This is a genomic window from Streptomyces sp. Ag109_G2-15 (genome assembly GCF_900215565.1).
Taxonomy (GTDB): domain Bacteria; phylum Actinomycetota; class Actinomycetes; order Streptomycetales; family Streptomycetaceae; genus Streptomyces; species Streptomyces diastatochromogenes.
Genome location: NZ_OCNI01000001.1, coordinates 2,101,323 through 2,127,327 on the forward strand (window position 1 = coordinate 2,101,323; position 26,005 = coordinate 2,127,327).

16 protein-coding genes are annotated in these 26,005 nt (G+C 68.0%); 3 read left to right on the plus strand and 13 right to left on the minus strand.

What is annotated here, in order from left to right; all coding sequences use genetic code 11:
- Positions 1–3 precede the first annotated feature (3 nt).
- Positions 4–648, minus strand: coding sequence for a 50S ribosomal protein L3 (rplC, locus tag CRP49_RS09095; RefSeq protein ID WP_020135811.1), 645 nt, complete (start codon positions 646–648; stop codon positions 4–6).
- A 17-nt stretch (positions 649–665) separates the two neighbouring features.
- Entirely contained in the window at positions 666–974 is a 309-nt protein-coding gene (gene rpsJ, locus CRP49_RS09100; RefSeq protein ID WP_003948644.1) for a 30S ribosomal protein S10, read from the minus strand.
- A gap of 515 nt (positions 975–1,489) precedes the next feature.
- Here rpsJ and CRP49_RS09105 point away from each other — a divergent pair.
- Genes CRP49_RS09105 through CRP49_RS09115 form a run of 3 tightly spaced genes read left to right on the plus strand, consistent with a single transcriptional unit; the run spans position 1,490 to position 6,730 of the window.
- Entirely contained in the window at positions 1,490–2,386 is an 897-nt protein-coding gene (locus tag CRP49_RS09105) for a serine/threonine protein kinase (protein WP_097252928.1), read from the plus strand.
- Positions 2,386–4,578 (plus strand): protein kinase, encoded by a 2,193-nt coding sequence (locus tag CRP49_RS09110; protein ID WP_097252929.1) that lies wholly within the window; start codon positions 2,386–2,388, stop codon positions 4,576–4,578. Before CRP49_RS09105 ends, CRP49_RS09110 begins: the two co-directional genes overlap by 1 nt.
- A 34-nt stretch (positions 4,579–4,612) precedes the next feature.
- Positions 4,613–6,730, plus strand: a complete 2,118-nt coding sequence (locus CRP49_RS09115; RefSeq protein ID WP_097252930.1) for a serine/threonine-protein kinase — start codon at positions 4,613–4,615, stop codon at positions 6,728–6,730.
- On the opposite strand, the gene CRP49_RS09120 is transcribed toward CRP49_RS09115, so the two are convergent.
- The 11 genes from CRP49_RS09120 to rpoB all read right to left on the minus strand — a co-directional run bounded on the left by CRP49_RS09120 (position 6,716) and on the right by rpoB (position 25,725).
- Entirely contained in the window at positions 6,716–7,240 is a 525-nt protein-coding gene (locus CRP49_RS09120; protein WP_097252931.1) for a hypothetical protein, read from the minus strand. The genes CRP49_RS09115 and CRP49_RS09120 overlap by 15 nt on opposite strands.
- Positions 7,240–7,692, minus strand: a complete 453-nt coding sequence (locus tag CRP49_RS46430) for a hypothetical protein (RefSeq protein ID WP_143669973.1) — start codon at positions 7,690–7,692, stop codon at positions 7,240–7,242. The genes CRP49_RS09120 and CRP49_RS46430 overlap by 1 nt, the downstream gene beginning before the upstream one ends.
- A 76-nt stretch (positions 7,693–7,768) precedes the next feature.
- Positions 7,769–9,784 (minus strand): hypothetical protein, encoded by a 2,016-nt coding sequence (locus tag CRP49_RS09125; RefSeq protein ID WP_257033343.1) that lies wholly within the window; start codon positions 9,782–9,784, stop codon positions 7,769–7,771.
- Between the two features lie 37 nt (positions 9,785–9,821).
- Positions 9,822–10,181: a hypothetical protein gene (locus CRP49_RS09130; protein ID WP_097252932.1), complete on the minus strand. Its 360-nt coding sequence runs from the start codon at positions 10,179–10,181 to the stop codon at positions 9,822–9,824.
- Positions 10,182–10,206: 25 nt separating this feature from the next.
- On the minus strand, positions 10,207–13,236 hold the full coding sequence (locus tag CRP49_RS09135; RefSeq protein ID WP_097252933.1) for a glycosyl hydrolase 115 family protein: 3,030 nt from the start codon (positions 13,234–13,236) through the stop codon (positions 10,207–10,209).
- Between the two features lie 181 nt (positions 13,237–13,417).
- Positions 13,418–14,611 (minus strand): elongation factor Tu, encoded by a 1,194-nt coding sequence (gene tuf / locus CRP49_RS09140; protein WP_094215519.1) that lies wholly within the window; start codon positions 14,609–14,611, stop codon positions 13,418–13,420.
- 156 nt (positions 14,612–14,767) lie between these two features.
- Complete coding sequence (fusA, locus tag CRP49_RS09145; protein WP_094215520.1) at positions 14,768–16,894, minus strand: elongation factor G; 2,127 nt, start codon at positions 16,892–16,894, stop codon at positions 14,768–14,770.
- A 39-nt stretch (positions 16,895–16,933) separates the two neighbouring features.
- A complete protein-coding gene (rpsG, locus tag CRP49_RS09150; protein ID WP_003992340.1) occupies positions 16,934–17,404 on the minus strand; it encodes a 30S ribosomal protein S7 in 471 nt (156 codons plus the stop codon).
- 2 nt (positions 17,405–17,406) lie between these two features.
- Complete coding sequence (rpsL, locus tag CRP49_RS09155; protein WP_003948652.1) at positions 17,407–17,778, minus strand: 30S ribosomal protein S12; 372 nt, start codon at positions 17,776–17,778, stop codon at positions 17,407–17,409.
- Between the two features lie 464 nt (positions 17,779–18,242).
- The gene (locus CRP49_RS09160; protein ID WP_097252934.1) at positions 18,243–22,142 is read right to left on the minus strand and encodes a DNA-directed RNA polymerase subunit beta'; all 3,900 of its coding nucleotides are present in this window, start codon (positions 22,140–22,142) and stop codon (positions 18,243–18,245) included.
- Positions 22,143–22,239: 97 nt separating this feature from the next.
- The gene (rpoB, locus tag CRP49_RS09165; RefSeq protein WP_097252935.1) at positions 22,240–25,725 is read right to left on the minus strand and encodes a DNA-directed RNA polymerase subunit beta; all 3,486 of its coding nucleotides are present in this window, start codon (positions 25,723–25,725) and stop codon (positions 22,240–22,242) included.
- Positions 25,726–26,005 lie beyond the last annotated feature (280 nt).

The window sequence follows — 26,005 nt, forward strand, 5'->3', positions numbered from 1 at the left end:
ACCTCAGGCCCCCTTGGCCGCGGTGCGGACCAGGACGAGGCCGCCGTTCGGACCGGGAACCGCGCCCTTGATGAGCAGCAGACCCTTCTCCGCGTCAACGGCGTGGACGGTCAGGTTCTGGGTGGTGACCCGCTCGTTGCCCATGCGACCCGCCATGCGGAGGCCCTTGAACACGCGGCCCGGGGTGGCGCAGCCACCGATGGAACCGGGCGAGCGGTGCTTGCGCTGGGTGCCGTGTCCGGCGCCGAGGCCCTTGAAGTTGTGACGCTTCATGACACCGGCGAAGCCCTTGCCCTTGCTCTTGCCGGTGACGTCGACCTTGATACCGGCCTCGAACACCTCAGCGGTGATCTCCTGGCCGAGCGTGTACTCGGAGGCGTCCGCGGTGCGGATCTCGACGAGGTGACGACGCGGGGTGACGTCGGCCTTGGCGAAGTGGCCCTTGAGGGGCTTGTTCACCTTGCGCGGGTCGATCTCGCCGAAAGCGATCTGGACGGACTCGTAGCCGTCGACATCGTTCGTACGGACCTGGGTGACGACGTTGGGGCCGGCCTTGACGACGGTGACCGGAACAACGCGGTTGTTCTCGTCCCACACCTGCGTCATGCCGAGCTTCTCGCCCAGGATGCCCTTGATCTGCTTAGCCATTCTCAGCTCACCGACCCTCAGAGCTTGATCTCGATGTCGACACCGGCCGGGAGGTCGAGTCGCATCAGAGAGTCAACGGTCTTGGGGGTGGGGTCGAGAATGTCGATCAGGCGCTTGTGCGTGCGCATCTCGAAGTGCTCGCGCGAGTCCTTGTACTTGTGCGGCGACTTGATGACGCAGTACACGTTCTTCTCAGTGGGCAGCGGCACCGGGCCCGCGACCGACGCACCAGTGCGGGTCACCGTCTCGACGATCTTCTTCGCCGAGGAGTCGATGACCTCGTGGTCGTAGGCCTTGAGCCGGATGCGGATCTTCTGTCCCGCCATGGCTACTCCGTAGTCCTGTCTCTCTAACGCTCTGGAACCCGGTGTTCCGTCTTCCCGTCCTCCGACCCACGCGGTCGGGCGTGTCGCGCTCCCGCTGACACAGATGCCCCTTGTTCGAACATCCCTGCGGGGAATGCACACGGCCCTTCCGGAACCGCAAGCCAGGGGCGGAAGGCCCACCGGGCGCCTGGCCGGTGCTGCACTGACACTTCCCGAAAGATTCCCGTACGTCCGCCCCAGCGCTGCCCGCAGGCAGTTAGGGCGACGAGTACTGTGGGACTCGCTTTCGGTCCTCCCGGCGGGAGGCGCGCAGCATCAACACTCGACCGAGCAACTCGGACAGTCTGCCATATGCGGCGGGGGCCTGGCCAATCGAGCCGGAGACAATACCCCGGGAGTGACGCAGGTCAAACCGGCGTGCGGGTTCGGTGCAGAAACCCGGCGCGCCGACGGGGCTTGGCATGGCCCCCACTAAGATCGAACCCCTGTGCCGACATTCAGGGGGACTGGCGCGCATGGAGCACCTGCGTCATGACGACCCGACGCGGATCGGGCCCTACGTGGTCCTGGCGGGGGTCGACTCCCGAAGCGAGCAGCAGCGGACGCCCGACCGCCGCTACCTAGCCCGCAGCGCCGACGGCCGGCGCACGGTCATCGCCTGCGTCCCGCAGCCCGGCGCGGATCCCGCCCACTGGGCGGCCGAGGCGGAGAGCGCCCGCCGGCTGTCGCTCCCCGGCTTCGCGCCCGTGACGGAGGTCGACGGGTCCACGACGCCTCCCTGGTACGCGATCCCGTACGTCCCCGTGCTCCCGCTGCCCGCCGCACTCGCCGCCCACGGCGGTCCCCTGCCGGAGGCGGTCGTACGAGCGCTGGGGGCGGCCCTGGCTTCGGCGCTGGCCGTGGCCCACGCTCAGGACGTGACCCACGCCGGTCTGTCACCGGCCGCCGTACTGCTCGGCACCGACGGGCCGCAGCTGGCCTGCTTCGGGGCGGTGCGAGCCGTGGGCCCGGACGGTGCGCAGCGCCATGGAGCGCCGGGGCTGGACCCGGGGTGCCTGCCCCCGGAGCAGGCACAGGGCGGCCGGCCGCGCCCGCTGGGCGATGTCCACGCCCTCGGTGCCGTGCTGTCGTACGCGAGCACCGGGCACACCGTCCCCGAGCGGGACGAACTCCCGGAGACACTGCGCGCCCCCATCACGGCCTGTCTGTCCCGGGACGCGGCCCGACGGCCCTCGGCGGCCGACCTCTCGGCCGCGCTGCTGCCGCCCGCGACCTCACCGGTGCCCACGGTCCTCGACGGCGGGCCGCTCTTCCCGCTGCCGGCGCCGGTCGTCGCCGCCCTCGCCCGCCAGTCGGCTGACGTCCTCGCGGCACAACTGCCCGAGCCCGTGGCGGAGGTGCGGCTCCCCTGATGTTCTCCCCCCTCGCGCACGACGACCCCGAGCAGCTCGGCGCCTACCACCTCGTCGCCCGTCTCGGCAGCGGCGGCATGGGCACCGTCTACCTCGGCCGCTCGGACACCGGCCGCGTCGCCGCCGTCAAGACCATGCACGCCCGTACGGCCGCCGACCCGGTCCTGCACACCCGCTTCCGGTTGGAGACCGACGCCGCCCGGGTCATCGGCGGTCACCACGGCGCGCGGGTATTCGACGCCGACGCGGTCCACGAGACGCCCTGGCTGGCCACCGAGTACGTCATCGGGCCGCCCCTCGACGACGCCGTCCGGCTGGGCGGACCGCTGCCGGAACGAGCGGTACGCGCCCTCGGCTCCCGCCTGTGCGAGGCGCTGGGCCGACTGCACGAGTCGGAAGTCGTCCACCGCGATCTGAAGCCGTCCAACATCATGCTGACGGCCGACGGCCCCAAGGTCATCGACTTCGGTATCGCCCGGGCGATCGGGGACGACCGCCTGACCCGCGCCGGAGCCGCCGCGGGCACGCCCGCCTTCATGTCGCCCGAGCAGGCGACGGGCGGAGAGCACACGTCGGCCGGGGACGTGTTCGCGCTGGCGGGGGTGCTGGTCTTCGCCTCGACGGGCAGGGGCCCCTTCGGCGCGGGGCAGGCCGCGGATCTGCTGTACCGGGTGCGGTACGCGGAGCCGGACCTGACCGGGGTCCCGGCCGGCCTCGTCCAGGTCCTGCGGCCGTGCTTCGACAAGGACCCGCGGCAGCGTCCCACGACCGCCTGGCTGCGGTCGCAACTCGACGACGGCGAGGGCGACTTCGCGCGCTGCCTGCCGGAGCCCGTCCTCACCGACATCGCCCGGCGCGCCACCGCGGTCTGGCGGGTCGAGCCACGCCGACTCCCGCCCCCGCCCGGCCGGGGCCTTCCCGGGACCGTGCCCGACAGCACCCCGGCGCGGCCGTCCCGCCGCAGGCTGCTGAGCATCGGCGCAGGCACGGCCCTCGGCGTCGCCGCGGCCGGAGCGGGCGCCTGGGCCTGGCTCGGCCACGACGACGGCGGCACTTCGGCGCGGCCCGGGCCGACCCGCTCCGCGAAGCCCGCGTGGGACCTGCGCTGGCAGGTGGTCGCGGACTACGGCGACCCCCCGCTGCTTCCGCCGACCCCGCTGCTGCTCGACGGGCTGGTGGCCGTCGGCGCGTACGACGTCAAGGGCCTGGACCCGAGGAACGGCAAGACGCTGTGGCCCGACTCCGGACCCTGGTTCGGGCGTCGTACGGCCACCGACGGCAAGCGGATCCACACGCTCGACTACGCCGCGGACGCGGCCGCTCCGCTGACGGTCTGCCCGGTCGGCCTGGCCGACGGAAAGGTCGGAGACCCGCTCCTCGAACGGGAGGACCTCAACGGCGACCTCTACGGCACCCATCTGCTGTGCGCCACGGACACCGTCGTCTACGCGGTCGGCGGCAAGGGCCCCCAGTGGCGCGAGGCGAACACCGCCTTCCGCAAGGACCAGGCCTGGCATCTGCTCGCCCTCGACATCCGCGCCCGGCGCACACTGTGGGACGTCCCGCTCCCCGCACGGCCCGACGGCTCCGAGCGGCTGCACTTCCTGTCGGCCCAGGTGTCCGGCGAGCGCCTCGTCCTCGTCCAGCAGTCGGCCGACGGCGCGACGGAGCTGGTCGTGCGCAGCACCCGCACCGGCCGGCTGCTGTGGAGCCGCCCGCTCGACAGCCGGCAGCCCGCCTTCAGCCGGGCCCACCTGGCCGTCGACGACCTGCACGTGTATCCGTCGGCGGGCCGGCTGCTGGCCCTCGGCCTGGACGACGGCAAGGTCGCCTGGCAGTACGACAAGGGCGGCGCCGGAGCCGAGTACAGCCCTCCGGCCGTGAGGGACGGGGTGGTGTACGCGGTGCAGGCGGGCCACGGAGTCCTCGCCGTCGACGCCCGCAGCGGCGAGCCGCGCTGGGCCGAGAAGACGGGCGGTGCCACCACTGCCGACCTCGCGGCTCCTCCGGTCGTGGGCATCGCCTACGTGTACCGCACGGCGTCGTCGCGGCTGGCGGCCGTGGACCTGGCCGACGGCGCCACGACCCACCTGGTCAGAGCGTCCGCGTCGGCGCGCTACTTCGCCCACGAGCCCTCCCGCCGCCTGATCGCCGTGGGCGAGCAGTACGCGGCGGGCTACCCCCTTCTCTGAGCCCCCCCGAGACCCACGGAAAGCAGTACCGGACATGAAGCCACTGGACACCGGGGACCCGATCCGGCTCGGGCCCTACCGACTCCTCGGCGTGCTCGGCGAGGGCGGCATGGGCAGGGTCTACTTCGGCCAGGACCGCGCCGGACGCATGGCCGCCGTGAAGGTGCTGCACCGCCACCTGGCGGACGACCCCCACCTGGTCCAGCGCTTCGTCCGCGAGGCCCGGATGGCGCAGGCGGTCACCGGCCCGGGCGTGGCCCGCGTCCTGGACACCGAGACCGAGGGCGGCCGCCCCTGGATCGCGACCGAGTTCCTCACCGGCCCGACCCTGGAGGAAGCCGTCACCGCGCGCGGCCCCCTGGACGACAACGCCGTGCGGGCCCTCGCAACCGCCCTGGCGCGGGCGCTGCGGGACATCCACGCGGCGGGCCTGGTGCACCGCGACCTGAAGCCGGCGAACGTGGTGCTCACCTCGACGGGCCCACGCATCATCGACTTCGGCATCGCCCGTCCCGAACACGGGCTCACCCTCACCACCACCGGGCAGGTGCCGGTCACTCCGGGGTTCGGCGCGCCGGAACAGGCCCTCGGCCACCGAGTCGGCCCACCCGCCGACGTCTTCTCTCTGGGCGCCCTGCTGGTGTACGCGGCGAGCGGCCGGCGCCCCTACGACGGTTCGCACGTCGCCGCCGTGCAGTACGAGGTCGTCCACGGCACGCCCCGCATGGACGGCGTCCCGCCCGTCCTCCAGACCTTGATCGCCCCCTGCCTGACCAAGGATCCCGCGCACCGCCCCACTCCGACCGCGATCGCGCAGGCGTTCGCCCCGCCGCGCGGCACGGACCGCGTATGGCGCCAGGGCCCCATCGCCGAGGACATCCAACGACGCGAACGCGCCCTGCACGAGCTGACCACGCTGCCCGGCACCAGCGCACCGGGCGGCCTCCCCCGCCGCCGCCTGCTGAAGGCCCTCACAATCGGCGCCCCGGTCGCGGTGGCCGGCGCGGGCGGCACGACGTGGTGGCTCTGGCGCCGCAACCGCAACGCCCCCTTCGACATCCCGCCGGCAGCACCAACCCCTCAGGCGCGCCCTCTCTCGGCGTCCAAAGGCGACTACGTGGTGGGCCAGACCCCGGACCCGATCTGGCACCGCGCTTCAGCCCTCAGCACCGAGACCCCGGCACCCCTCCCGGTACGCGACGTCCTGATCGTCGGCAACCCGAAGGGAGGCGTCTCGGCCCTGAACGTGGTCGACGGCAAGCCCCGTTGGTCGGCCCCCGAAGCCGTGGCCACCAGCCACTACGTCTCCCTCTCCGACCGCCTGATCGCGGCCGTGGCCGACGACGGCACCCTGCTGACCTTCGTGGCGTCGACCGGTGAACCGAAGTGGACGGCCCGCGCCGACGCCGCCTCCGTCCTCGCCGCGGACGACGAGGCGGTGTACGTGGTGACCGACGACGGCCGGCTGCGCGCCATCGGCCGATCCGACGGCAGAGTCCGCTGGACCAGGGCGAAAGGCCCCGCCCTCGGCACACCGACCGGAACGCGCGGCCTGGTGGCCCAGGGCGTCCTGCTCGTCACCACCGAGGACGGTGACGTCCTCGCCGTGCACACGAACGACGGCCGTACGGCCTGGTCCCTGTCCGCCCAGGCCGACGGCAGAGTCAAGGTCAGCGCGGCGGGCCGGTACGTCTTCCTCAGCGGCGAACGCCTCACGGCCCGCAACGCGGCGACCGGCAAGGAGCAGTGGCGCGGCCCGGCCCCCCTGGACGGCCGGAAAATCGGCTGGGGCCCGTCCGTGATCCACGGAAAGTACCTCTACGCCGCCGCCTCCGGCGCCCCGGTACGCCTGGACATCGGCACCGGAAAGACGACCGACTGGGTCTACCACAACCTCTTCACCTGCGACCCGCCCAGCCCTCTGGTCATCCAGGGCAAAAGCTTCTGGTCCATCTCCGTAAACGCCACGGAGGGCGGCGTGAACGCCCTCTACCTCGCCGAGGACTACACCACCGACGTCGACTCCCCCGCCCGCAACACGACCTGGACCTTCCGCATCATCAAGAACCCCACCCGCTACTGGATGACAGCGGACGCCAACCGCGTGTTCATCGTGGACGGGGCTTCGCTCACGGCACTACCCGTCTTCTGAACCAACGGGGTCGACATTCCAGGCCTGGGGCAGAGCAGCACCGCAGAAGACACAGACGAACTCACCCTCGCGCACGATGTTGTGCTCCTGGCAGCCAGGGCAACGCCGGAACACCACTTCGTGGGTGAACTCATCCTGGTGCGCGATTCCGATGCGATCGAGGGCCCGGGCAACGGCAGGCCAGGAGCAGCCGTCCGGGCAGTATCCGGTCGACTGATTACTGACCTCACGGACGACCCAGCGCCCCGCGTCCCTGCCGAACCCGATCTCACCGGCGCTCAGCACCGGCTCGCCTGCGGCGCAGGCCACGTGCTCACTCCGTCGGGGGGCGAGGCGCAGCAAGCCATCCATGCCGATCACGAAGGTGAAGGGCTCCGCCAGCTCAGCCGCCGCTTGCTGCGCCACCCAGACATCGAAGTCACCGGCCGACCCGATGGCACACGCGCCACTCCCCACCCGCACAGCGACCCGCAGCTCGGCAGGCCCCACATACCGATAACCGCGCATCATCAACGGGTACCGCTTCCCGCACACCCAAGAGTTCTGATAGTGGCCGGAAAGTAGGCACGCATGAACTTCTCGATGTCCTTGCGGTGGGTTTGGTCCGTTAGTTTGATCTGGGGGAGCTGGAGGGTGAGGGTGAAGTAGTTGCCGCCTTTGGTTTTGCAGGGGGCCTGTGAGATTGCTCCGTCGGTGCCGACGATTGTCTTGTAACGGTAATCGATAGGACGCGGGCTGCTGACACCTGAGACCGCGCCAGTGCCCGTGGCCAGATACATGAGGTCCGCCGGATCATCATCCCACGAGAATCGGAAACCAAGCACAGTTTCATTCTCCGAAAGAAGCAGACATGGGGCGGTTACCGCCTCGGACCGATCAACGCGACTGAACTCGTACAGGTCATCAGTGGACGTTAGGAACGGACGGGTGAGCTGCGGGTCAACCTGCGTACCACAGATCACTCTGGGAATCTCGACAGATCTTTCACAGGAGGCTACGAAGGCGCACTGCACTAGCACCAACACCCCCATGAGCGTATTACGAGAAACTGGACTCATGTCGGCCGCTCTCCGGACACACCACGGGCATGGTTAATTCCATCTTCCGCAAAGTCGCTAATCTCCTCCTTCGGGCGAAAATTCGGAGTATGCTCGCCCGATGCGTCTTTTCCCATTCATCGGCAAGGGCCATCAGTTGGCCATTCCTCCTGGAGTAAGCCTGGAAGTTCTCGTCCGCCTGCTTGTCATCCAGCCTCTTCTGCTCATCCTCCAACCACTTGCCCGTGACATAGTCGAAGCCCTCCTGCACGTCACCGCTCACCACAGGGATATAGCTGATCGCCTTGTCGAAAACAGGTTTCGCCCCGAATTCTGCTGCCTTCGGGGCGCCCTCAGCCTGGATACGGGCTTCTTCCAAGAAGCCAACTGTTCGACCGGCGCGACTCAACGACTCGGTCGACCTGGAGTGGTCGGCGTGGATGCTTGAGACCATCGCCTGATTCAGGCCGCCGTTCAGCGTTCCGTAAGCGTCCCTGTCCTTCGACACCTGCTTCACGACCTCGAAAAGTTGGTCCTGCTTCAGCGGCGACCTCGAGATATCGACCTCGCTCATCGAGGCATGCACAGTGCCGCCATGGTTGACCAGGATGTGGGCCATCGGCTGTCGCAGGGACGGTGGGAACTCGTCGCCGCTGTCGGCCAGGTACCCCACCGCCGACCTGAAGATCGCATCATTCTGCTTGGTATGCGCGACATAGTGCCCGTGCCCATCGGACGGGTCGATCCCCGTCGCCGCCGCCTGCAGAGCCGCCCCGAAGCCCGCACGATCGTCTCCGTCAAGGCCCGCCGCATACGTGCTGGCCTTGGCACCCTCGTGCTCGTGGAGGACGACGTTCCAGTCCCGTTCCTTCATGAGGTACTTCATGTGCGCGTCCGAGCCCAGATAGTGCGCCGCCGTCTTCGGATCGTGGCTCATGATGCCGAGCATCCCGTCCACCGGATCATTGGCGAACCAGCCGCCACGCTGACCGCCGTACTCCGCCTTCAACCGCCAGATCCCAGGCTCTTTCCGCTCCGCCGCGATCATGTCGTCGGTCAGATCCTCAAGCATCTCCGGCGCATACCCGTGCCCCCGCTCCATCAGCGTCACCAACGACTGATACCCCACCGCCTTGTCCAGCCGCTCCCCCTGCGCGTCCGTGCCGTAGTGCTCGACGCCGGCGTGCCGCATCGCCGCGCGCCAGTGCTGGTACCAGGACGAGTCCGTATCCCGCGTCGCCGTCGCCAACGCATCCGCCAGCCCCGTCTCGATTGTCGAGTAGGCTGCCGCCCCGCCCCGCACATGGATCAGGTCGTTCAGCTCGTTCGTCAACCTGATCGTGCCCCCCGCGCCCAGGTCGTCCAGCAGAGTGCGGGAGAACACCTCGTCGTCGGAGTTGTCGCGGAGCAGCCGTTGCAGTTCCGTCAGTTCGCGAGGCGAGAGAGGCCGGCCGGCGGTCAGTTTCTCCAGTGCCCCCTCCGCCTCCAGCGCCTCGTACTTCTCGACGTCCCCCATCGCCCTGCCGTTGAAGCCCCGGCCCCCGACCAGCGGGTCCGAGTCGACGACCGCCGCCGTCAGGGCGAGCTGGACGCCGGCGTCCGCGTCGGTCACGTCACGTACGGCCTTGTCGATGCGGTCCTGCCAGGACCGTACGGCCGACTCGTCGTGCTCCCCGTCCGCGTCCGCGCTGACCAGGCCCCGCTCCGAGACCCGCATCCCCGCCGCCACCGCCTCCCCCCGCGCCGCCACCAACCGCCCCTTCAGCTCCACGAACTGGGCATGCGCGTCCCGCAGCAGGGAGGCGATCGCCTTCGCCTCCGTCTGCGCGTACTGGAACTCCTTGAGCGTGACGTCGAAGCGTCCGTGCGCTGCCTCCGCGCTCATGCCCGTCCAGGCGGGCCCCACCGTGATGCCGTACACGTCTCGGTGGTACGCCCTCTCCTGCTGGGCGAACTCGCCCGCCATGCCCTCCCAGCGCTCCGCCGCGGAGGTGAGCGCGCAGAGGTCGGTGCTCATGATCTCGTGGTACGTCGGCATCCCCGGTCGCGTCCCGTCAGTACCGGTCCAGCGGGGACAGCTGCCGAACCCGCGACCCGACCGTCAGGTCCGCGGCCGTCAGCACCGTGTTCGCACCGGCCAGGGACTCCTTCTCCGAGCCCAACCGGTCCAGCAGGTTCTTCACCTGGTCGCCCCAGGTCTCGTGGGCCTTGCGCAGCGCCGCCGAGGTCAGCCAGCCGTCCCCGTCCCGCGCACCGAGCGCCTTGACCGCCGCAGCGGTCTCCTCGTCCGCCCAGGCCCCGGCCTGACGGGTCTGCGACTCGATGTGGTCCCCGATCGCCTTGCCCGCCGCCCGCTTCTCGGCGGGCGAGGACGCCAGCCCCCTCGGCCCATGGCCAACGAACAGCCCGCCCACCGTCCACCCTTCGCCACAACGTCCGCTACAGCCGTCGACTCTCCAGCGGACCCAGGTACAACGCCGGCAGCCCTCCCGTGTCGATCACGAGTCGCTGCAGCACCACCGTGGGATCCACCATCCAGAACTTCAACCGGTGGACGCCGATCTTCGTCACGGAGTGTTTCGTGGCCGTCGCGTTGACGTTGTCCGACGTGTTCCGCGCCCAGGCCGTGTTCATCAGCCCGTCGTCAGCACCCACGTTGATGTCCACCGCCTGGGGAGCGGCCTCGTCGAACGACACCGCGTAGCGCAGGCCCCCCGTCGGCAGTGCCGGGTTCCGTGGGGAGACATACGCCCACACCGTCACCTCACCGGGCCCCGTCAGCAGACTCACCTCATACTCCAGCCGAGGCGACGACGAGCCCCCAGGCGTCCGACGCGGCCCCGTCACCGGCCACGGCGTCATCCCCGCCCCCGTACGCCCGATCCCGTCGATCCGGCGCCACTCCCCCACCGCCCGGTCAGGGTGCTCCGCGTCGATCGCCACATACCCGCCCGCCTCCACGAACCCCCGCAGGCCCCGCCGGGGCGGGTTCACCGCCGTGCATCCCACCCGCACCGACGTCCCCGCCCCGCTCACCGTCAGCGCCCCTTCCGAGCGGCCGGCCGGTGCCCGCGACCAGTCCACCCGGACCTCCAGCCGGACCTGCTGTTCCACCCGGCCCCGCGGACGGTCCACCAGCAGCCAGGGCACCGAGCACTCCACCCGGTACTCGAAGGGCGTACGGCCCCGGTTGAAGATCTCCACGTACTGCTGCGGGCGCGTCTGGTACGGGCTGAACTCAGCGAGCGATGCCTCACGAACCGCACCATCCCCGGGCCACCACTCCCCCGCGTCCTCCGAGCCGTCGACGGACACCCCCAGCTCCGCCGCCTCCGGCACCTCGATGCGCCGCACCGCCGGGAAGAGCACGTCCGGCAGTGCCACGTTGTCCTGCTCCGGCTGCTGCCAGCCCGCGTTGGGGCCGTACCTGTCCACATCCCCGTAGTCGATGTGCGGCTGCGTCTGGAAGCCCCGCCATTTGCCGTTCGCCACCGTGGAGTTGAAGCGGTCCGCGAGTGCGAAGTCCTTCGCGAGAGCGGCCTCGGCCTCGGCCGCGCGGTCGTTCGTCGCGGCTCTGCCCTGCCTCGCGTAGAGGAGGTTCGTGAACTCCGCCTCGCGGAGGGCGTACAGGTTCGCGGTCGCCGTCACCTCGTAGCCGACGAGTTCGAACCACGCGTCCCGCACCGGGGCCGGCAGCCGCCGCGCGAGGCGGTCCGCCCGCCGGCCCAGCTCCTGCCACTCCCGCGTCACCCGCTCCAGTTCCCGGTGCCCGAAGTAGTACGGGGACTGCTGGTCGTCGTACACCACCTTGCCGTCGGCCAGTGTGATCCGGCGGTTCAGCAGCTCCGGCTTGCGGCGGGCCTGCAGACTCCCGTAGGCCGCCAGGATCGAGGCGATCTCCGCCGCCTGTCCCGGTTCCGGTCCGAAGTTCTGGCGCGCGTATCTCCGCTCCCACTCCTTCAGGCGCTCCAGCGGCCAACCCGACGGGTTCCAGGCGTAGTTCAGGAAGAACTCCGTGGGGGCCTCGTTCCCCTTCAGGTCCCCCACGTTCGCCACCCACAGCCCGTGGTTGCCGTACGCGTGCGCCTGGTGGAGCTGGTCCCAGACGTTGCGCAGGTTGGCCGTGTCGACCCACTTGTAGTTGCGGCCGACGCCCACGTAGTCGAAGTGGTAGTACAGGCCGTAACCGCCGGGCCGGGCCTCGGCCGGGTGTTTGCGGATGTTCCCCCAGTTGTCGTCCGTCAGGACCACCGTCACGTCGTCCGGCGCTCTCAGCCCCCGGTCCCAGTACCGCTGCACCTCCTTGTACAGCGTCCACACCTGCGGGGTCGCGGCGGCCGGCTTCCCCGTGACCTCCTCGATGATCTGCCGCTGCGCCGCGATGATCTCCTGCATCAGCTCGATGCCGTCGCCGTCGGGGAGGCTGGTGTCGCCGTTCCCCCGCATGCCGAGGGTCACCACGCCCTCGAAGCCCTGGTCCACCATCCGCTGGATCCCGGCCCGCCAGTACGCGCGGATCGCCTGCGCGTTACGGCGGTACGACCACTCCCCCGTGCCCCCGTAGGGGTCGCGACCGGCCGTCGCATGCCGGTTCCACTCCTCGATCCCCCTCATCATCGGCGCCTCATGAGACGTGCCCATGACAACGCCGTACTCGGAGGCGCGCCGGTGGTTCTCCGGATCGTCCTCCGCGAAGGCCCGGCCCCACACCGCCGGCCACAGGTAGTTCCCCTTCAGACGCAGCAGGACCTCGAAGACCCGTGCGTAGAAGTCCGCGTTGAAGCCGCCCGGGTATCCCGCCGCCTTCCCTGGCCCGAAGTGCGCCGGCGCCCACGTCCCCAGCGCCGGGTTCTCGTCGTTGATGAAGATGCCCCGGTACCTCACCGCCGGGGTGCCCTGGGTGAACCGGCCCGCGCGCACCCACACCTCGTCGCGGTGCACCGGCGGTACGTCGTCCCACCAGTACCAGGGCGAGACACCGATGCCGTACGAGACGTCGTACGCCCCGAAGATCGTGCCCCGCGGGTCGCTGCCCGCGATGACGAAGGCCCGCTCCACCCCGGGCATCGGGTGGTCCACGACCGTCTGCAGCGAGGTCTCCCAGCGGCCCCGCACCCCGGTCACGTCCAGCTTGCCGCTGTCGATCAACCCGTCGATCAGCGGACTGCGGCCGATCGTGCCGACGAGCACCGGGAAGCGGGCGACGGCCGAGCCGGGCCGTACGCCCGTCACCCGCTCGATGTCGTCCCTGAGGTCCCCTGCCACCCGTACGACTCCGGGGTGATCCCCGGCGCTCACGACCACGGGGGCGCCCACCAGCGAGAACGCGCCGCCCGTGAAGGAGACGTACGCCCCCGGGTCCGTCACCCGCAGGTCGTCGCCCTCGCCCCCGGCCCATGCGACTCCCGACGTCAGCGCCGGTACGACGGTGAGCCCTGCACCCAGCACAGTCCTGCGACGGACAGACATGCCCCACCCCTCCACCCGAATTTGATCAGCGGCATGACAAATACTGGAGGGGGTCGACGCACGTGCGGAACCGGTCGTCGGCGCCGAATAGTTTCGAACAGCAGAAGGGCCCGTACGACCGAAGTCGTACGGGCCCCTCCGACAGCTACCAGGTCGAAGACCCGGTCCTGGTCAGTTCAGATCACTTGGTGATCTTGGTGACCTGGCCGGCGCCCACGGTCCGGCCACCCTCACGGATGGCGAACTTCAGGCCCTCTTCCATGGCGATGGGCTGGATGAGCTGCACCGACATCTCGGTGTTGTCACCCGGCATGACCATCTCGGTGCCCTCGGGGAGGGTCACCACGCCGGTCACGTCCGTCGTACGGAAGTAGAACTGCGGACGGTAGTTGTTGAAGAACGGCGTGTGGCGGCCACCCTCGTCCTTGGAGAGGATGTAGGCCTGCGCCTCGAACTCGGTGTGCGGGGTGACCGAGCCCGGCTTGATGATGACCTGGCCGCGCTCGACGTCCTCGCGCTTGATGCCGCGGAGCAGCAGACCGACGTTCTCACCGGCCTGGCCCTCGTCGAGCAGCTTGCGGAACATCTCGATACCGGTGACCGTGGTGGTGGTCTTCTCGGTCTTGATGCCGATGATGTCGACGGTCTCGTTGACCTTGAGGATACCGCGCTCGATACGACCGGTGACGACGGTGCCACGACCGGTGATCGTGAAGACGTCCTCGATCGGCATCAGGAACGGCTTGTCGACGTCACGCTCGGGCTCCGGGATGGACTCGTCGACGGCCTTCATCAGGTCGAGGACGGTCTGGACGTACTCCGGGTCACCCTCGAGGGCCTTGAGCGCCGAGACCTTGACGACCGGCAGGTCGTCGCCCGGGAACTCGTACTCGGAGAGGAGCTCACGAACCTCGAGCTCGACGAGCTCCAGGATCTCCTCGTCGTCCACCATGTCGGCCTTGTTCAGGGCGACGACGATGTACGGAACGCCGACCTGGCGGGCCAGGAGCACGTGCTCCTTGGTCTGCGGCATCGGGCCGTCGGTGGCGGCGACCACGAGGATCGCGCCGTCCATCTGCGCGGCACCGGTGATCATGTTCTTGATGTAGTCCGCGTGACCCGGGCAGTCGACGTGGGCGTAGTGACGCGCCTCGGTCTGGTACTCGACGTGCGCGATGGAGATGGTGATACCGCGCTGACGCTCTTCGGGCGCCTTGTCGATGTTGTCGAACGGGGTGGCCTCGTTCAGGTCCGGGTACGCGTCGTGCAGCACCTTGGTAATGGCGGCCGTGAGGGTCGTCTTACCGTGGTCGATGTGACCGATGGTGCCGATGTTGACGTGCGGCTTAGTCCGCTCGAACTTCGCCTTCGCCACTGGGGTCCTCCTGTGGAGTGGTTCTGTACGCCTTACTTCATCGGCGCCAGGTGATCTTTGCTGTAAAGGCCCGGAACCCGGGGCAAACATCCGTGTTTACGGCTGTTTGCCCCGTGAGGCTCCGGAGTCAAGCCTAAGGCGTGGGAACGCTGAGCGTTACTCGCCCTTGGCCTTCGCGATGATCTCCTCGGCGACGTTCCGCGGAACCTCGGCGTAGGAGTCGAACTGCATGGAGTAGCTCGCACGGCCGGACGTCTTGCTGCGCAGGTCGCCGACGTAACCGAACATCTCCGAGAGGGGCACGAGACCCTTCACGACGCGGGCACCGGCCCGCTCCTCCATGGCCTGGATCTGGCCACGGCGGGAGTTGATGTCGCCGATGACCTCACCCATGTAGTCCTCGGGCGTGGTGACCTCGACGGCCATCATCGGCTCGAGCAGCACGGGGCTGGCCTTGCGCGCGGCCTCCTTGAAGGCCTGCGAACCGGCGATCTTGAAGGCGAGCTCGGAGGAGTCCACCTCGTGGTAGCCACCGTCGATGAGGATGACGCGCACGCCGGTCATCTCGTAACCGGCGAGGATGCCGAACTGCATGGCCTCCTGCGCACCGGCGTCCACCGAAGGGATGTACTCCTTCGGGATACGGCCACCGGTCACCTTGTTCACGAACTCGTACGAGGCGTCGCCGCCCTCGATCGGCTCGATCGCGATCTGCACCTTGGCGAACTGACCGGTACCACCGGTCTGCTTCTTGTGGGTGTAGTCGACGCGCTCGACGGCCTTGCGGATCGTCTCGCGGTACGCGACCTGCGGCTTGCCGACGTTGGCCTCGACCTTGAACTCACGGCGCATACGGTCGACCAGCACCTCGAGGTGCAGCTCGCCCATACCACCGATGATGGTCTGGCCGGTCTCCTCGTCCGAGTGGACCTGGAAGGACGGGTCCTCCTCGGCCAGGCGCTGGATCGCGACGCCCAGCTTCTCCTGGTCGCCCTTCGACTTGGGCTCGATGGCGACCTGGATGACCGGCGCCGGGAAGTCCATGGACTCCAGGATGACCGGGTTCTTGTCGTCGGACAGCGTCTCACCGGTGGTGGTCTGCTTCAGGCCCATGACGGCGACGATGTCGCCGGCGCCCACCGACTCGATCTCCTCACGCTTGTTGGCGTGCATGCGGTAGATCTTGCCGATGCGCTCCTTCTTGCCCTTGACGGAGTTCAGCACCGAAGAGCCGGACTCCAGGCGGCCCGAGTAAACCCGGACGAAGGTGAGCTTGCCGAGGTGCGGGTCGCTCATGATCTTGAACGCCAGCGCCGACAGCGGCTCGTCGTCGGACGGCTTGCGCTTGACGACCGTCTCCGGGTCCTTGACGTCGTGACCCTCGATGGCCTCGATGTCAACCGGGGAAGGCAGGTAGCGCACGACCGCGTCGAGCAGGGGCTGAACGCCCTTGTTCTTGAACGCGGTACCGCAGAACACCGGGGTGACCGTGGTGTCCTTGGACTTGCCGGACGCGATGGTGATACGACGGATCGCGGCGTACAGCTGCTCCACGGAAGGCTCTTCGCCCTCCAGGTACAGCTCCATGATCTCTTCGTCGTTCTCGGCGACGGCCTCGATCAGCTTGCCGCGGTACTCCTCGGCAGCCTCGGTGTGCGTGGCCGGGATGTCGACGACGTCGTACATCTCACCCTTGGTGGCCTCGGCGGACCAGACCAGGGCCTTCATCGTCACGAGGTCGACGACGCCCTTGAAGTCGGCCTCGGCACCGATCGGGAGCTGCATGACGATCGGCTGAGCGCCCAGGCGGTCCGAGATCATGTCCACGCAGCGGTGGAACTCGGCGCCCGTGCGGTCGAGCTTGTTGACGAAGCAGATACGCGGAACGCCGTAGCGGTCCGCCTGACGCCACACCGTCTCGGACTGGGGCTCAACGCCGGCGACGCCGTCGAACACCGTCACGGCACCGTCGAGCACGCGCAGGGAGCGCTCCACCTCGACGGTGAAGTCGACGTGGCCCGGGGTGTCGATGATGTTGATGGTGTGGTCGACGTCTTCCAGCGGCCAGTGGCAGGTGGTGGCAGCAGAGGTGATCGTGATGCCACGCTCCTGCTCCTGCTCCATCCAGTCCATGGTGGCAGCGCCGTCGTGGACCTCACCGATCTTGTAAGACACACCGGTGTAGAACAGGATCCGCTCGGTGGTGGTCGTCTTGCCCGCGTCGATGTGGGCCATGATCCCGATGTTGCGGACCTTGGCCAGGTCAAGTGAAGTGGTAGCCATAAGGCTTCAGTCTTCTCTCGGTCTCGATGTGGGTAGCGACTACCAGCGGTAGTGCGCGAAGGCCTTGTTGGACTCGGCCATCTTGTGCGTGTCCTCGCGCTTCTTGACGGCCGCACCGAGGCCGTTCGAAGCGTCGAGAAGCTCGTTGAGCAGACGCTCGGTCATGGTCTTCTCGCGACGGGCGCGGGAGTAACCGACCAGCCAGCGCAGCGCGAGCGTGTTGGCACGACCGGGCTTGACCTCGATCGGAACCTGGTACGTCGCACCACCGACGCGGCGGGACTTGACCTCGAGGGTCGGCTTGATGTTCTCCAGCGCGCGCTTCAGCGTGATGATCGGGTCGTTGCCCGTCTTCTCACGCAGGCCCTCCATGGCGCCGTAGACGATGCGCTCGGCGGTGGAGCGCTTGCCGTTCAGCAGCACCTTGTTGATGAGCGACGTGACCAGAGGAGAACCGTAGACCGGGTCGATGATGACCGGGCGCTTCGGGGCGGGGCCCTTACGAGGCATTCTTACTTCTCCTTCTTGGCGCCGTAGCGGGAACGGGCCTGCTTGCGGTTCTTGACACCCTGGGTGTCGAGGGAGCCACGGATGATCTTGTAGCGAACACCCGGCAGGTCCTTCACACGGCCGCCGCGCACGAGCACGATGGAGTGCTCCTGCAGGTTGTGTCCCTCACCCGGAATGTAAGCGGTGACCTCGATGCCGCTGGTCAGACGCACACGCGCGACCTTACGCAGGGCCGAGTTCGGCTTCTTCGGGGTGGTCGTGAACACACGCGTGCAGACGCCACGACGCTGAGGGGAACCCTCGAGTGCGGGCGTCTTGTTCTTCTCGACCTTGTCCTGCCGGCCCTTGCGGACCAGCTGCTGGATCGTAGGCACTACTTCTCCGGTTTCTGTGTGCCGATAGGTACAGCTAACCTGGAACATCGCCGACCCACGCGGTCGGGTGTGTCGAATCTCGCGGACCTTTGCCGCAAGGCGAAAAGGGCGCAGATTACGGTGGCCGGTGTCGGCTCGCCATGCGGTTGAAGGCACGCACGAGAGCCAGGGCACACCCCAGGCACAAGGTCTGAGCGTACCTACCTCATTCGCTGCGGTCAAAACAAATGGAACCCGACGGCCTCGCGCTGCGGAAGATGTCAAGCCGCTGTACGCTACGTGATCTTCGAATCGACGACCGGGATGCCCACAACGGCCGCACGGGCCCCGGAACGGCCGGCGCCTCCAGGACTGCGTTCCCCCGCTGTACGCGCGCCGTAGCCCCCCTCGACCCGCTTCTCGCCTGCCGCAACGCCGAAGGGCGGCCACCCCGAAACGGAGTGGCCGCCCTTCATGCTGCTCGCTTACTGGTTGTACGGACCGTAGTCGTAGTCCTCCAGCGGAACGGCCTGGCCGGAGCCGGTGCCGAACGGCGAGTAGTCGATGTCGTCGTAGCCGACGGCCGAGTACATCGCGGCCTTGGCCTCCTCGGTCGGCTCGACCCGGATGTTGCGGTAGCGGGACAGACCCGTACCGGCCGGGATGAGCTTACCGATGATGACGTTCTCCTTGAGGCCGATGAGGCTGTCGGACTTGGCGTTGATCGCCGCGTCCGTCAGGACTCGGGTCGTCTCCTGGAAGGAGGCGGCCGACAGCCAGGACTCCGTCGCCAGCGAGGCCTTGGTGATACCCATCAGCTGCGGACGACCGGAGGCCGGGTGACCGCCCTCCTGGACCACACGACGGTTCTCGGTCTCGAACTTCGAGCGCTCGACCAGCTCGCCGGGCAGCAGCTCGGCGTCGCCGGACTCGATGATCGTCACGCGGCGGAGCATCTGCCGGATGATGATCTCGATGTGCTTGTCGTGGATCGACACACCCTGCGAGTTGTACACCTTCTGGACCTCGCCGACCAGGTGGACCTGGACGGCACGCTGACCCAGGATGCGCAGCACGTCGTGCGGGTTGGTGGCACCCACGGTGAGCTGCTGGCCCACCTCGACGTGGTCGCCCTCGCGGACCAGGACCTTGGCACGCTTCGAGATCGGGAACGCCGTCTCGTCGCTGCCGTCGTCCGGGGTGACGACGATCTTCTTGGTCTTCTCGGTCTCCTCGATCCGGATGCGGCCGTTGGCCTCGGAGATCGGGGCGACACCCTTCGGGGTACGGGCCTCGAAGAGCTCGACGACACGGGGCAGACCCTGGGTGATGTCGTCACCGGCCACACCACCGGTGTGGAAGGTACGCATCGTCAGCTGGGTACCGGGCTCACCGATGGACTGGGCGGCGATGATGCCGACCGCCTCACCGATGTCGACCAGCTTGCCGGTGGCAAGCGAACGGCCGTAGCACATCGCGCAGGTGCCGACGTGCGACTCGCAGGTCAGGATCGAGCGGGTCTTGACCTCCTCGATGCCGTGGTGCACCAGCTGGTCGATGAGCACGTCGCCCAGGTCCACGTTGGCCGGCGCGATCACCTTGCCGTCGATGACGACGTCCTCGGCGAGCATGCGGGCGTAGACGCTGGTCTCGACGTCGTCCGCCTTGCGCAGCACGCCGTCGGCGCCGCGCGAGGCGATCCGCAGCTTCAGACCGCGCTCGGTGCCGCAGTCCTCCTCGCGGATGATGACGTCCTGCGAGACGTCCACCAGACGACGGGTCAGGTAACCCGAGTCGGCGGTACGCAGGGCGGTGTCCGCCAGACCCTTACGGGCACCGTGCGTGGAGATGAAGTACTCCAGCACGGACAGACCCTCACGGAACGACGCCTTGATCGGACGCGGGATGGTCTCGTTCTTCGCGTTCGACACCAGACCACGCATACCGGCGATCTGCCGCATCTGCATCATGTTTCCTCGGGCACCCGAGTCAACCATCATGAAGATGGGGTTCGTCTTGGGGAAGTTCTCGTTCATCGCCTCGGCGACCTCGTTGGTCGCCTTGGTCCAGATCGCGATGAGCTCCTGAGTGCGCTCTTCCTTGGTGATCAGACCGCGCTCGTACTGCTTCTGGACCTTCTCGTCCTGCGCCTCGTAGCCGCGGACGATCTCCTTCTTCGCCTCGGGAACGACGACGTCGGAGATGGCCACGGTGACACCGGAACGGGTCGCCCAGTAGAAGCCGGCCGCCTTCAGGTTGTCGAGCGTCGCCGCCACGATGACCTTGGGGTAGCGCTCGGCGAGGTCGTTGACGATCTCGGAGAGCTGCTTCTTGCCCACCGAGTAGTCGACGAACGGGTAGTCCTCGGGCAGCAGCTCGTTGAAGAGCGCACGGCCCAGGGTCGTCCGCAGGCGGAAGGTGTCACCCTGCTGCCACTCGGGCTCGCCCTCCTCGCGCGCCGGCGGGGTCCAGCCGCGCGGCGGGATGGTGCCCACCGGGAAGCGGATGTCCACGGCCGACTGCAGCGCCAGCTCGCCGGCGTCGAACGCCATGATCGCCTCGGCCGTGGAGCCGAAGGACCGGCCCTCGCCCTTGGTGTCACGCAGCTCGCCGTCGGTGGTGAGGAAGAACAGACCGAGGACCATGTCCTGGGTCGGCATCGTCACCGGACGGCCGTCGGCCGGCTTGAGGATGTTGTTCGAGGACAGCATCAGGATGCGGGCCTCGGCCTGCGCCTCCGCGGACAGCGGCAGGTGCACGGCCATCTGGTCACCGTCGAAGTCCGCGTTGAACGCGGTGCAGACGAGCGGGTGGATCTGGATGGCCTTGCCCTCGACCAGCTGCGGCTCGAAGGCCTGGATGCCGAGGCGGTGCAGGGTGGGAGCACGGTTCAGCAGCACCGGGTGCTCGGCGATGACCTCTTCGAGGACGTCGTACACGACGGTGCGGCCGCGCTCCACCATGCGCTTGGCGCTCTTGATGTTCTGCGCGTGGTTCAGGTCGACCAGGCGCTTCATCACGAACGGCTTGAAGAGCTCCAGCGCCATGGCCTTGGGCAGACCGCACTGGTGCAGCTTCAGCTGCGGGCCGACGACGATGACGGAACGCGCCGAGTAGTCGACTCGCTTGCCGAGCAGGTTCTGACGGAAGCGACCCTGCTTGCCCTTGAGCATGTCGGACAGCGACTTCAGCGGACGGTTGCCGGGGCCCGTGACCGGGCGACCACGACGGCCGTTGTCGAAGAGCGCGTCGACGGCCTCCTGGAGCATGCGCTTCTCGTTGTTCACGATGATCTCGGGCGCACCGAGGTCGAGAAGGCGCTTCAGGCGGTTGTTGCGGTTGATGACACGGCGGTACAGGTCGTTCAGGTCGGAGGTCGCGAAGCGGCCACCGTCCAGCTGCACCATCGGACGCAGGTCCGGCGGGATGACCGGGACGCAGTCCAGGACCATGCCCTTGGGGCTGTTGGACGTCTGCAGGAACGCGGAGACGACCTTCAGCCGCTTGAGGGCACGGGTCTTCTTCTGGCCCTTGCCGGTGCGGATGATCTCGCGGAGACGCTCGGCCTCCTCCTCGAGGTCGAAGGACTCCAGGCGCTTCTGCAGCGCCGCGGCACCCATCGAGCCGTCGAAGTACGTGCCGAAGCGGTCACGCAGCTCGCGGTAGAGCAGCTCGTCGCCCTCGAGGTCCTGGACCTTGAGGTTCTTGAACCGGTTCCACACCTCGTCGAGGCGGTCGATCTCGCGCTGCGCACGGTCGCGCAGCTGCTTCATCTCACGCTCGGCACCCTCGCGCACCTTGCGGCGCACGTCGGCCTTGGCACCCTCGGCCTCCAGCTCGCCCAGGTCGGCCTCGAGCTTCTTGGCGCGGGCCTCCAGGTCGGCGTCGCGACGGTTCTCGATCTGCTGGCGCTCGACCGAGACGTGCGCCTCCAGGGAGGGCAGGTCACGGGTACGACGCTCCTCGTCGACGTACGTGATCATGTACGCCGCGAAGTAGATGACCTTCTCGAGGTCCTTCGGCGCCAGGTCCAGCAGGTAGCCGAGGCGCGAGGGAACACCCTTGAAGTACCAGATGTGCGTGACGGGCGCGGCCAGCTCGATGTGGCCCATCCGCTCACGGCGCACCTTGGCGCGCGTGACCTCGACGCCACAGCGCTCACAGATGATGCCCTTGAAGCGGACGCGCTTGTACTTGCCGCAGTAGCACTCCCAGTCCCGGGTCGGACCGAAGATCTTCTCGCAGAAGAGTCCGTCCTTCTCGGGCTTGAGGGTGCGGTAGTTGATGGTCTCGGGCTTCTTGACCTCACCGTGGCTCCACTGACGGATGTCGTCAGCGGTGGCCAGGCCGATCCGGAGCTCGTCGAAGAAGTTGACGTCGAGCACTATGCGTCAATCCCTCTCAGGGTCGTAAGTCTGTGGTCTGAAACGGGGGCCTGGGGGTCGGCGGGGCCCTGTGGGTGAGGGCCCCGCCGGACTCCCGTCAGACCTCTTCGACGCTGCTCGGCTCGCGCCGGGACAGGTCGATACCGAGCTCCTCCGCAGCGCGGAAGACATCCTCGTCGGTGTCACGCATCTCGATGGACATACCGTCGCTGGACAGCACCTCCACGTTCAGGCAGAGCGACTGCATCTCCTTGATGAGCACCTTGAAGGACTCGGGGATGCCGGGCTCGGGGATGTTCTCGCCCTTGACGATGGCCTCGTAGACCTTCACGCGGCCGGTGACGTCGTCGGACTTGATGGTCAGCAGCTCCTGGAGGGCGTACGCGGCGCCGTAGGCCTCGAGGGCCCACACCTCCATCTCACCGAAGCGCTGGCCACCGAACTGCGCCTTACCACCCAGCGGCTGCTGGGTGATCATCGAGTACGGACCGGTCGAGCGGGCGTGCAGCTTGTCGTCGACCAGGTGGTGCAGCTTCAGGATGTACATGTAGCCGACCGAGATCGGGTCCGGGAACGGCTCACCGCTACGGCCGTCGAACAGCCGCGCCTTACCGGTCGGGAGCACCATGCGCTCGCCGTCGCGGTTCGGGATGGTGTGCTGCAGCAGACCCGCCAGCTCGTCCTCGCGCGCACCGTCGAACACCGGGGTGGCGACGTTGGTGCCGGGGGCGACCTGGTCGGCGCCGATGGCCTGCAGGCGCTGGGCCCACTCGTCCGCGAGGCCGGAGACGTCCCAGCCGCGGCTGGCGAGCCAGCCGAGGTGGATCTCCAGGACCTGTCCCGGGTTCATTCGGGACGGGACACCGAGCGGGTTGAGGATGATGTCGACCGGAGTTCCGTCCTCGAGGAACGGCATGTCCTCGATGGGCAGGATCTTCGAGATGACACCCTTGTTGCCGTGACGGCCGGCGAGCTTGTCACCGTCGGTGATCTTGCGCTTCTGCGCCACGTACACGCGCACCAGCTGGTTCACACCGGGGGGAAGCTCGTCGCCCTCCTCGCGGTCGAAGACGCGCACGCCGATGACCTTGCCGGTCTCGCCGTGCGGCACCTTCAGCGAGGTGTCACGGACCTCACGGGCCTTCTCACCGAAGATCGCGCGCAGCAGGCGCTCCTCGGGGGTCAGCTCGGTCTCACCCTTCGGGGTCACCTTGCCGACGAGGATGTCGCCGGCGATGACCTCGGCACCGATGCGGATGATGCCGCGCTCGTCGAGGTCGGCGAGGACCTCCTCGGAGACGTTCGGGATGTCCCGGGTGATCTCCTCGGGGCCGAGCTTGGTGTCACGGGCGTCGACCTCGTGCTCCTCGATGTGGATCGAGGAGAGGACGTCGTCCTGCACGAGGCGCTGCGACAGGATGATCGCGTCCTCGTAGTTGTGACCCTCCCACGGCATGAACGCCACGAGCAGGTTCTTGCCGAGGGCCATCTCACCGTTCTCGGTGGCCGGACCGTCGGCGAGGACCTGGCCCTCGATGATCCGGTCGCCCTCGTTGACGACGACCTTCTGGTTGACCGAGGTGCCCTGGTTGGACCGGGCGAACTTGGCCAGGCGGTACGTGATGTACGTGCCGTCGTCGTTGGCCGTGGTGATGTAGTCCGCGGAGACCTCCTGGACCACACCCGCCTTCTCGGCCTTGACCACGTCGCCGGCGTCGACGGCGGAGCGGTACTCCATGCCGGTGCCGACGAGCGGGGCCTCCGACTTAATCAGCGGAACGGCCTGACGCATCATGTTCGCGCCCATGAGGGCACGGTTGGCGTCGTCGTGCTCGAGGAAGGGGATCATGGCCGTCGCGACCGACACCATCTGGCGCGGCGAGACGTCCATGTAGTCGACGTCCTCGGGGCTGACGTAGTCGACCTCACCGCCACGACGGCGGACCAGGACACGCGCCTCGGCGAACCGGAGTTCGTCGTTGAGCGTGGCGTTGGCCTGCGCGATGACGAAGCGGTCCTCCTCGTCGGCGGTCAGGTAGTCGACCTCGTCGGTGACCTGGCCGTCGTTCACCTTGCGGTACGGGGTCTCGACGAAACCGAACGCGTTGACCCGGCCGTAGGAGGCGAGCGAGCCGATCAGACCGATGTTCGGGCCTTCAGGGGTCTCGATCGGGCACATGCGGCCGTAGTGCGACGGGTGCACGTCACGGACCTCGAAGCCGGCCCGCTCACGGGAGAGACCACCCGGGCCAAGAGCCGACAGACGGCGCTTGTGGGTGAGACCCGACAGCGGGTTGTTCTGGTCCATGAACTGGGACAGCTGGCTGGTGCCGAAGAACTCCTTGATGGAGGCGACGACCGGCCGGATGTTGATCAGGGTCTGCGGCGTGATCGCCTCGACGTCCTGGGTGGTCATGCGCTCGCGCACGACACGCTCCATACGGGCGAGACCCGTACGGACCTGGTTCTGGATCAGCTCGCCGACGCTGCGCAGGCGACGGTTGCCGAAGTGGTCGATGTCGTCCGTCTCGACAACGATCGTCTGGCCGTTCTCGAGAGTCGTCTCGGTCTCGCCGGCGTGCAGCTGCACCAGGTACTTGATCGTCGAGATGACGTCCTCGACGGTCAGGACACCCGCGTCGAGCGGAGCGTCCGCACCCAGCTTCTTGTTGACCTTGTAGCGGCCGACCTTGGCCAGGTCGTAGCGCTTCGGGTTGAAGTACAGGTTCTCCAGAAGCGTCTGCGCGGCCTCACGCGTGGGGGGCTCGCCCGGACGCAGCTTGCGGTAGATGTCGAGCAGCGCGTCGTCCTGGCCCTGGGTGTGGTCCTTCTCCAGGGTGGCGCGCATGGACTCGTACTCGCCGAACTCCTCGAGGATCTGCTCGGTGGTCCAGCCGAGCGCCTTCAGGAGGACGGTCACGGACTGCTTGCGCTTGCGGTCGATACGGACACCGACCATGTCGCGCTTGTCGATCTCCATCTCCAGCCAGGCACCCCGGGACGGGATGATCTTGGCCGAGAAGATGTCCTTGTCGGACGTCTTGTCGATGGAGGAGTCGAAGTAGACACCGGGGGAACGGACCAGCTGCGACACTACGACACGCTCGGTGCCGTTGATGACGAAAGTGCCCTTGTTCGTCATGAGCGGGAAGTCGCCCATGAAGACGGTCTGGGACTTGATCTCACCGGTCTCGTTGTTGGTGAACTCCGCGGTGACGAAGAGCGGAGCCGCGTACGTGAAGTCGCGCTCCTTGCACTCGTCGATGGAGTTCTTCGGCGGCTCGAAGCGGTGGTCCCGGAACGTCAGGGACATCGACCCGGAGAAGTCCTCGATCGGGGAGATCTCCTCGAAGATCTCCTCCAGACCGGACTTGGTGGGGACGTCCTGACCGTTCTCAAGAGCCTCCTCGACCCGACTCTGCCAGGCGGTGTTGCCGAGCAGCCAGTCGAAGCTCTCGGTCTGCAGCGCGAGCAGGTTCGGAACCTCGAGAGGCTCCTTGATCTTTGCAAAAGAGATGCGCAGCGGGGCGGTGCTGGCGCCGTTGTTCGTATTCGCGGTCGAGGCGTTGCGCGAGGCGGCCAAGAGGGGGTCCTTCCGAGGGCTCGGACTCACTACGCGCGTGCCGGCCCCTCTCCCACACACAGAGACGGAAACCCCAGGTCGGGGGGCTTCGGTCATCGGCGTTCGAGTGAGGTCAGACCCCTGGTGACGGGCAGGGGACAGCTAACAGGCAGCGCAAAGGGTCAGTGTAGCCACTTGGCACACTGATGTCCAGTGCGGGTTCTGCGAGACCCTCGTTGTTCTCAACACCCTCGTCAACGCCCTCGGCATGTCTGCCCTCAACGCACGTTGATACTGCCCT

Coding starts and splice junctions, on each gene's coding strand:
- CRP49_RS09110 (WP_097252929.1), top strand. CDS start 2,386: ATGTTCTCCCCCCTCGCGCACGACGACCCCGAGCAGCTCGGCGCCTAC.
- CRP49_RS09105 (WP_097252928.1), top strand. CDS start 1,490: ATGGAGCACCTGCGTCATGACGACCCGACGCGGATCGGGCCCTACGTG.
- rplC (WP_020135811.1), bottom strand. CDS start 648: ATGGCTAAGCAGATCAAGGGCATCCTGGGCGAGAAGCTCGGCATGACG.
- CRP49_RS09115 (WP_097252930.1), top strand. CDS start 4,613: ATGAAGCCACTGGACACCGGGGACCCGATCCGGCTCGGGCCCTACCGA.
- rpsG (WP_003992340.1), bottom strand. CDS start 17,404: ATGCCTCGTAAGGGCCCCGCCCCGAAGCGCCCGGTCATCATCGACCCG.
- CRP49_RS09120 (WP_097252931.1), bottom strand. CDS start 7,240: ATGATGCGCGGTTATCGGTATGTGGGGCCTGCCGAGCTGCGGGTCGCT.
- rpsJ (WP_003948644.1), bottom strand. CDS start 974: ATGGCGGGACAGAAGATCCGCATCCGGCTCAAGGCCTACGACCACGAG.
- CRP49_RS09125 (WP_257033343.1), bottom strand. CDS start 9,784: ATGAGCACCGACCTCTGCGCGCTCACCTCCGCGGCGGAGCGCTGGGAG.
- fusA (WP_094215520.1), bottom strand. CDS start 16,894: ATGGCTACCACTTCACTTGACCTGGCCAAGGTCCGCAACATCGGGATC.
- CRP49_RS09135 (WP_097252933.1), bottom strand. CDS start 13,236: ATGTCTGTCCGTCGCAGGACTGTGCTGGGTGCAGGGCTCACCGTCGTA.